This window comes from Rhodococcus sp. 114MFTsu3.1, assembly GCF_000383555.1.
In the GTDB taxonomy this organism is placed as follows: domain Bacteria; phylum Actinomycetota; class Actinomycetes; order Mycobacteriales; family Mycobacteriaceae; genus Rhodococcoides; species Rhodococcoides fascians_E.
Map to the genome: position 1 here is coordinate 1 of NZ_KB911571.1, position 9,872 is coordinate 9,872.

Consider the following 9,872-nt stretch of genomic DNA (forward strand, 5'->3'; position numbering starts at 1 on the left):
ACCATATGCGACGGCAACACACCCGCCACGAACTCCCGCAAACCCTCCACATCCACAACCGCACCCACCACCGGCAACACATACGACACCAACACCGTCGCACCAGACGGACCATCCACACCCACCGTCGTCACGAAATCCACATCACCATGACCCACCACCACCGAATCGATCTCACCCAACTCGATCCGGAAACCACGCACCTTCACCTGAAAATCACTACGACCCACATACTCCAACACACCCGAACCGGACCACCGCACCACATCACCCGTGCGATACATCCGCACACCACCACCGAACGGCGCCGCAACGAACCGCTCCGCCGTCAACGAAAAACGATCATGATAACCACGAGCCACACCAGGACCCGACAAATACAACTCACCCACCACACCCACCGGAACAGGCCGCAGCATGGAGTCGAGAACGACAACCGAGAATCCGCGCACCGGTGAGCCGATATCGATGGGTGCACCTGGACGCATGGGTGTACCGAGCGACGCGAACACGGTCGCTTCCGTCGGTCCGTAGGCATTGAACAGATCGCGGCCCGGGGCCCACCGTTCCACCAACTCGGAACCGGCGGCGTCGCCGCCCGTCACCACGACCTGCAGATCGTCCAGACCCGATGGATCAACCGACGCCAACGCAGCAGGAGTCACGAACGCATGGGTCACCGATTTCTCGGCCAGCACCGCTGCGAGCTCGACGCCGCCGTAGACGTCGGTCGGCGCGATGACCATGGTTGCGCCGCCACAGAACGCCAACACCATCTCGAGCACCGACGCATCGAAGCTCGTCGACGCGAAGGCGAGCACACGCGAGTCGGTGGTGACCCGGAAGCGGGTCCGCTCCTCCTCGGCGAGATCGGCGATACCGCGGTGCGTGACCACCACGCCCTTCGGCACACCTGTCGATCCCGAGGTGTAGATCAGATACGCCGCATCGTCCAGCGACGGAACTGCCCGGCTGTCCGGCCGTCGACCGTCGACTGCCACAGAAGTCGACTCGGATGCAGACCAGTCGATCTCGTCGAGGACGATCCAGTCGACCTCCCGCCCCGCTTCGGTCAGCACGTCGGTGTACCGAGCCACCGAGATACCCACCGGTGCCGAGGAGTCGGTCAACATGTGTTCGATGCGATCCTGCGGATACGACGGATCGACGGGGAGAAACGCTCCGCCGGCCTTCGCCACAGCCCATACCGAGACGACGTACTCGATGGAACGCTGCAGTCCCACCGCCACATAGGTGCCCGGGCGGACACCGCGCGAGCGCAGCACGTCGGCAACTCGCGAGGATCGCGCGTCCAGTTCCTGATACGTCACGGATTCGTTGCCCGCGACCACGGCGATCGCGTCGACACCGCCGGTGCCGACGGCTGTGTTCACGGCGTCGGCGAAGACGTCGGACAACAGTCGTCCGGCAACGGATTGCGCGCCGTGTACCGGGATCAAAAGGTCACGCTCGGACTCGGACAACAGTTGCAGCTGCCCGACAGGTAGTTCCGGCTGGGTCGCGAACGCGTCCAGGACGGCCACGATCCTGCCGAGAATGGTCTCCACGGCATCCTGCTCGAACACCTCGGGCAGGTACTTCGCTTCGACGTGCAGTCGATCGTCGGCCATCGCGACCAACGTGAGCGGATACTGCGCGGTGTCGCTGCCGTCGACGATTCCCGACACACGCAGCCCTGCGATGTCGGTCTCGTCGGACAGTCCACCGCGGTCGACGGGGTACGACTCGAACACCGTCAGTGTGTCGAAGGCGACCACTGGACCGACGGCCCGCTGGATCTCGGTGAGACCGAGGTAGTGGTGGTCGAGCAGACCTGCCTGCTCGTTCTGCAGGCGGATGACGAACTCGCTCAACGACTCCCGCGGATCGAGCGTCACTCGAACCGGGAGAGTGTTGATGAACAGGCCGATCATCGATTCGATGTCGTTGATCTCCGGCGGCCGCCCGGACACGGTCGCGCCGAACAGGACGTCGGTGCGTCCGGTCAGCGTCGCGAGCACTGTGCCCCACGCTGCCTGTACCAGGGTGTTGATCGTGACACCACGGTCCCGAGCGAACACGCGGAGCGCAGTGGTGTCCGCCGCGTCGAACGACGTCAGCGCACGACCGGCTCGGGTCGATTCCTGTCGCCGGCTCTCGACCGGGGTCAGGAGAGTCGGCTCGGACAGTCCCTCGAGCGCCGAGATCCAGGCCTGACGACCGGCTTCGCCGTCGCGCCTGTTCATCCACGCCAGATAATCGCGGTAAGCGGGCACCCGAGGGAGCACCGCGTCGTCGCCGTCCGTCGCGTACAGAGTCAGCAGCTCGCGGATGACGAGCGGCGTCGACCAACCGTCGATCAGGATGTGGTGGTTGGTCAGCACGAGTCGCCACTGTCCTTCGGCGACCTGGACGAACGTGAACCGCAGCAGCGGTGCGTCGGCCATGTTGAATCGGGTTGCGCGGTCGGCGGCGAGGATGCGATCGAGCTCGGCGTCCTTGCCCTCTGCCGGCACGTCCCGCAGGTCGATGTCCGACCACGGAACGTCGACGCTTCGCTGAACGACCTGCAGGGCGTTGCCGTCGAGGTCGTGAACGAAGGCCGACCTGAGGTTGGCATGGCGATCGAGCAGAACCTGAGCGGACCGATGCAACCGGTCCGCATCGACCGAGCCGCCGAGTTCGATGACGAGTTGGACGATGTAGGCGTCGACCGTCTGATCGGACAGCTCGGCATGGAAGAGCATGCCCGATTGCAACGGAGACATCGACCAGATGTCGGTCAACGTCGGATACCGCTTCTCGATGTCGACGATCGAACTCTGCGGCAGCGCAACGAGATCGAGGTCCGACGGGGTGAACCCACCAGCGCCTGCACTGCGCGCGTGCCGGGCGATGCTCGTCAGAGCGTTCACCCACAGGGTCGTCAACTGTTCGACGTCGTCTCGTTCGAGCACTCCCGATGGGTACGCGAACGTGGCGCGGAGGGCGTCACCGCGCTCTCCGCTGGTGGTGACTGCGTTGATGTCCAAGGCGGCCGAGACCGGTAGATCCTGGTTCTGGACATCGCCGATTCTGTCGTCCTCGACCGGGAGCCAGCCCACGCCGCGAAGATTCTCGGGAATTCCCGCGCCGTACCGTCCGAGATAGTTGAAGCTGATCTGCGGCGACGTCAAGGGTGCCAGTACGTTTCGCGACTCGTCGTCCAGGTAGCGGAGCATACCGAAGCCGATGCCGTGGTCCGGAATTCCGAGAAGTCGTTCCTTCACGGATTTGATCAACGCGCCGGCCGACGAACCGCCGCTCATCGCGTCGTCGACATCGATGCCGCGCAGATCGATTCGAACCGGATAGATGGTGGTGAACCATCCGACGGTACGAGACAGGTCCGCGCCGGGGACGATGTGGTCCTCGCGTCCGTGGGCCTCGAGCGAGACGAGCGAATCCTGGGTCTCGATACCTCGTGCACGTCGCCACGCGCCGACGGCCAGCGCGAGACCGGCCATCAAACCATCGTTGACGCTGCCGTGGAACACTTCCGGAACGGATGTCAGCAATGCCTCGGTCACGTCGGCCGACAGCTCGACCTCGACGTGATCGACCGTGGCGTACACGTCGATTTCCGGGTCGAGCGCTCGCGAACCGACCAGCGGATCGTCCCCGGACAGTGTGTCCTTCCACAACGCCAGCTCGCCCCGGCGGGACTCCGCCGCGTCGGCGAGACCGTGAGCCCAACGCCGCATCGACGTACCGACGGGAAGCAGGCTTATCGCCTCACCGGCCTCGAGCTGTGCCCATGCCGTGGCGAGGTCGGGAACCAATACACGCCACGACACGCCGTCGACGACGAGGTGATGCGCGACGATCAACAGTCGTCCGGACTTGTCGGCGGCTTCGAACCAGACGAACTGGATCATGGAGCCGCTCGCCGGGGCCAGACGTGCTGCTGCGCGGTCGAGCTCGGCCGAGGCGACCGAGGAGAACTCGTCACCGGTGCTCGAGCCGACCGAGACATGGTGCACCACCGCGGCAGCCGCGACGGAGCCGATGGGCTGCACGTCCATGCTCCAGTGCTCGTCCTCGTGACGAAGGCGCGCACGCAGCATGTCGTGATGATCGAGCACCGACTGTACGGTCGCTTCCAGTGCGGATCGATCGATGTCGTCCGGCAAGGTCAGCAGCGCTGTCTGTGTGTGGCGGTCGAACACGTGCGTCCGGTCGATCATCCACTGGGTGATGGGCGTGAGCGGCACGTCACCCACGCCGCCGCCCGGAAGTTCTTCCAGCACCGTGACCGAGTCGCCGTCCGCGGACGACGCGACCTCGGCGAGTGCGGCAACCGTCTTGCGTTCGAACACATCCCGCGGCGACAGGACGAGGCCTGCTGCCTTGGCCCGCGACACCAACTGGATGGACATGATGCTGTCTCCGCCGAGAGCGAAGAACGAATCGTCGACACCGACCTGCTCGAGGCCGAGAACTTCGGCGAAGAGTCCAGCCATCAGCTTCTCGATCGCGGTGTCCGCCGCTCGGCCGATGTCGGCCGGACCGTCGAACGTGGGCTCGGGAAGCGCACGGCGGTCGAGTTTGCCCGCAGGGGTCAGCGGAATCGACTCCAGCCGAACGAACGCGGTGGGGACCATGTGGGCGGGCAACACCGCGGCGACGTGCTCGCGCAGGATCGCCGCATCGACAGTCGGCGACGCGGACTCCGCGGCGACGAACCAGGTCACCAGGATGGTGTTGCCGGCCGGTCCCTTGACGCCGGCTGTCGTCGCGAAGTCGACACCGTCGTGCGCACCGACTGCCGCGTCGATCTCGCCGAGTTCGATGCGGAAACCGCGCACCTTGACCTGCGAGTCACTGCGACCGACGAACTCCAGTGCACCGGCCCGGTTCCAGCGAACGACGTCGCCGGTCCGATACATCCGGCTCCCCGGTTCACCGTAGGGATCCGCCACGAAGCGCTCGGCCGTCAGCGGAAGTCGACCGTGGTAACCGCGGGCGAGAGCCGGACCGGCAAGATACAGCTCACCCGGTACACCGACAGGCACCGGCCGCAAACGAGAATCGAGTACGACCTCGGCGAAACCGATTGTCGGAGAACCGATGTCCACGACGCCGCCGGGGGCGAGCTCGTTGCTGATCGACGAGAAGATGGTGGCCTCGGTCGGTCCGTACGCGTTGAACATCTTCCGGCCGGGCGCCCACCTGGACACCAACTCCGGCGGGCATGCGTCGCCGCCGGTTGCGATGACGCGCAGTTCCGGCAACTCCGTGTGGTCGACCGTTGCCAGCGCCGCAGGAGTGACGAAGGCATGGGTCACGTGCTTGTCGCGCATCAAGTTCGACAGGTCCGGGCCGCCGTACATCCCGGACGGTGCGATCACCATTGTCGCGCCGGCACCGAACGCAAGTACGAACTCCAGGACGGACGCATCGAAACTGGGTGAGGCGAACGCCAACGTACGCGATCCCGGCTCCACCTCGAACCGTGAACGTTCTTCCGCGGCGAGGTTGGCCAGACCGCGGTGGGTCACCACCACGCCCTTGGGCACACCTGTCGACCCTGAGGTGTAGATCAGATACGCAGCGTCGTCGATTCGCAGCGGCTCCACACGCTCGGCGTCGGTGATCGCTGAGGTCGAGAACGTGGACGTCACGTGCTGGAAGCGCGGGTCGTCGAGAACCACCCAGACGACACGGTCGGACAACGCCGCCAGTGCGGAGTTGTCGGCGAGCGTCGTCAGTCCCAGCGCAGCACCCGAATCGGTGATCATGTGCGTGATTCGGTCTGCTGGGTACGTCGGGTCGACAGGCAGGAACGCCGCTCCGGCCTTCGCCGTGGCCCAGATGGCGACGATGGAGTCGACGCCACGCGGAAGTGCGAGCGCAACCACGTCACCGGGGCCGACACCGTGGTCGACGATCAGACGAGCCAGTCGGGAGGACCGAGCGTCCAACTCCCCGTACGTCATGACCCCGTTGTCGACATCGAGCGCATGGGCCGACTCGCCTGCGGACGCGACGGAGTCCGCCAGCAGTTCGGGCAACAGCCGAGGTGGCATCGGCGTGGCGCCGCGAACGGGCGTCAGCGCGTCGAGTTCGTCCGCGGACAGTATGTCGATGTCGCCGACGGCAACGCCGGAGTCCGAGGTGACCGCGTCCACGATTCGAACGAATCGGTGCGCGAACGTGTCGACGGTGGCAGCGTCGAACAGGTCGGTGGCGTACCGGAAGGAGGCCTCGATACCGGCAGCCTGTCCGGACGCGTCGAAGCGCTCGGACACGGTCAGTTGCAGATCGAAATTGGCGATGTCGTTCGCCAGATCCATTGCCTCGACGTTCAACCCGGGCAAAGTGATGTTCGGGCGATCCGTGTGCTGGAATTCCAGCATCACCTGGAACAGCGGGGTATGCGAGGTGGACCGGACGGGATCGAGCGCATCGACGACGCGCTCGAACGGAATGTCCGAGTGAGTGAACGCCGCGAGGTCGGTGGCCCTGACATCGGCCAGCAGGTCGCGGAAGGACCGCGCGGCGTCGATCTCGGTCCGCAGAACGAGTGTGTTGACGAACATTCCGACGAGATCGTCGAGTGCGGCGTCACCGCGACCGGCGATCGGTGTACCGACCGAGATGTCCGACGACGCGGACAGGCCGGACAGAAGCACCGCGAGCGACGCGTGAACGATCATGAACACGCTGGAATCGCGCAGCGTGGCCAGCTCCGTCATCCGTGCGTGGACCTGGGAGTCGATCGAGAACTCCACTGCCGCACCGCGGAAGGACGATTCGGCCGGACGCGGACGGTCCGACGGGAGGTCCAGAACATCCGGGGCTCCGGACAAGGTGTCCACCCAGAAGCCGAGTTGCTTGTTCATCACGGAATCGGTGTCCGATTCCTCACCCAGGAAGGCGCGCTGCCACAGCGAGTAATCCGCGTACTGCACAGGCAGAGCCGACGTCGTCGGCGCCTCGCCCTGGGTACGCGCGCTGTAGGCGACGATCAGATCCCGAGCGAGCGGACCGGTCGAGAATCCGTCGGAGGAGATGTGGTGCACGACGAACGCGAGCACGTGATCCTCCGGTCCGACCTCGATCAGTCGAGCTCGGACGGGGACACTGCTGGCAACGTCGAATCCTTCGGATGCGACCTCGGTGACGAGGCGAAGGACATCGTCCTCGGACTCGGCCGGGATCGGAGTCAGATCGGGCAGCGCCTGGTGCGATTCCAGAATCGACTGGACGGGACCGTCGTCGGTCAGAGGGAAGACGGTCCGCAAGGCCTCGTGGCGGTCGACGACGTCACCCAGTGCACTGCGCAGTGCGGTGGTATCGAGCCGGCCGGTCAGCCTCATCGCGAAGGCCACGTTGTACGCAGCCGACGATGTGTCGTACTGGTTGATGAACCACATACGCTGCTGTGCAAGAGAAACCGGGATGGACGCCGGTCGCTCCACTGGAACCAGTGCCGGCTTCGGGTCGGTCCGGTAGCCCTGCGATTCGACGGCCGCAGCCAGCGAACGCACGGTCGGCGAGTCGAACAGATCGCGAACGGTCAGGCTCGATCCGAGAGCCGAGTTGATGCGCGCCACGGCTCGCATCGCGACGAGAGAGTTGCCACCGACGGCGAAGAAGTTCTGGGTGACGCCGATGGGTTCTCCGCCCAGAAGCGCGACGAACTCTCCGACGATGATCTCCTCGACCGGATTCGACGGTGCGACGATCTCGTCGTCGGTCAGCGTGAACACCGGGTCCGGCAAGGCTTTCCGGTCGAGCTTTCCGCTGGAGTTCAGCGGGAACTCGGCCAGTTCGACCACGAGCGACGGCACCATGTACGCCGGAAGGGACTCGCCGACGGCGCGTGCCAACTCGGCTGCGTCGACGGTTGCTCCCCGCACGGGCACGACGTAGGCCACCAGAGCCTCGCCCGTGGAGACGGTGCGGTGCACGACGGCCACGGCGCGCGCGACGGATGGGTGGCGAAGCAGCGCCGATTCTACTTCCGGCAACTCGATTCGCAGTCCGCGGAGTTTCACCTGGAAGTCGGTTCGGCCGATGTACTCGAGGTTGCCGTCGGCGCGCCACCGCACGAGATCGCCTGTGCGGTAGAGACGTTCGCCCGGTTCACCGTACGGATCGGCGACGAAGCGATCGGCTGTCAGATCACCGCGACCGACGTAACCACGTGCGAGTTGGACACCTGCCAGGTAGAGCTCACCCGGTGCACCGATCGGCGCAGGCTTCAACGACGCGTCGAGGACGTAGGTGCGCGTGTTCCACACCGGAGCACCGATCGGAATCGACACCGGATCCGACGAGACGCACTGGTACGACGTCACGTCGACCGCTGCTTCGGTGGGACCGTACAGGTTGTGCAACTGCGCATCCGAGAAGGCAGCGAATGCCTCCACCGTCGCAGGTGGCAAAGCCTCGCCGCTGCAGAACACCAAGCGCAGCGACTCGCAGTCCTCGGCGTGCGCACCGTCGACGAAAACGGCGAGCATGGACGGCACGAAGTGAAGGGTGGTGATCCTCTCACGCAGAATCACCCGCGACAGATACTCCGGATCACGGTGACCGTCGGGAGCTGCGATGACCAGTTTGGCGCCGACCTGCAAGGGCCAGAAGAACTCCCACACCGAGACGTCGAAGCTCGCCGGAGTCTTCTGCAGGACGTTGTCCGACGGCTCGAGCCGGTACCGGTCCTGCATCCACAGCAGCCGGTTGACGATGGCCTCGTGCGAGACGGCCACGCCCTTCGGCCGCCCCGTCGAACCGGAGGTGTAGATGACGTAGGCGGTGTTCGCGCCAGTGATGTCGCCGAGACGCTCCGACGAGCCCAGCGGAGTCGTCGCCCTGTCCGAGACATCGATCAGGTCGACGGCGAGGACCGGAGTGGCCACCGACACGTCGATCCAGTCCCTGCTCGTCGTCAGGATGCAGACGGGCTGCGCGCTGTCGATGACGTACGCGGATCGGTCCACGGGATGGTCCGGGTCGATCGGTACGTAGGCGCCGCCGGCTTTCATGATGGCGTACATGCCGACCAGCAGATCGGTGGACCGTCGAATCGCCAGTCCTACATGCGATTCCGGTCCGACTCCCAGCGACACCAGGTGACGTGCGAGCTGGTTGGCACGCTCGTCCAGCTCGCGGTACGTCACGTGCTCGTCGTCGAACACCAGCGCGATCGAGTACGGGCTTCGCGCGACCTGCAGGTCGAACAAGCTGCCGAGCGTCGGGTCCGATCCGACCTGGGGAGGGAGCCGGTGCTCGGTGGAGTTCCATACGGCGAGCACGGTGTCACGCTCGGACACCGACAGGATGTCGAGATCCCGAAGCGGCGCCTGCGGCGCACGGGTGATCGACTCGAGCAACCGGAGAAAACGATCGACGAAACGCTCGATGGTGTCTGGGTCGAACAGGGCGGTGGAGTACGTGAACGCCGCACTCGACGTGCCGCTCTCCCCCGCTGCTTCGTCGATCCGAAGCTGGAGATCGAACTTGGTGGTGTCGGTGTCGATTTCCTCGATGTTCACCGTCAGATCGGGTAGCTCGAGGTGCGCCCGCTGATTGTTCTGGAACTCCAACAACACCTGGAACAACGGAGAATGATCCGTCGACCGCGACGGCGCGAACTCGTCCACCAACCGCTCGAACGGCACATCGGTGTTGTCGAACGCAGCCAGATCCGCTGCCCGCGTCGCCGCCAACAACTCCACGAACGACAGGTGCGCCGACACCTCCGTCCGCAACACCAACGTCCCCACGAACATACCGACCAACGCATCCAACCCGGCCTCACCACGACCCGCGATCGGCGTACCCACCACGATGTCCTCGGTACCACTCAACCTGGCCAACAG

1 protein-coding gene is annotated in these 9,872 nt (G+C 65.3%); it reads right to left on the minus strand.

Annotation, left to right across the window (positions count from 1 at the left end; translation table 11 throughout):
• Positions 1-9,836, minus strand: a 9,836-nt coding sequence (locus tag H292_RS0126550) for a non-ribosomal peptide synthetase (protein WP_231383938.1), incomplete at its 3' end; no start/stop codon positions are given.
• Positions 9,837-9,872 lie beyond the last annotated feature (36 nt).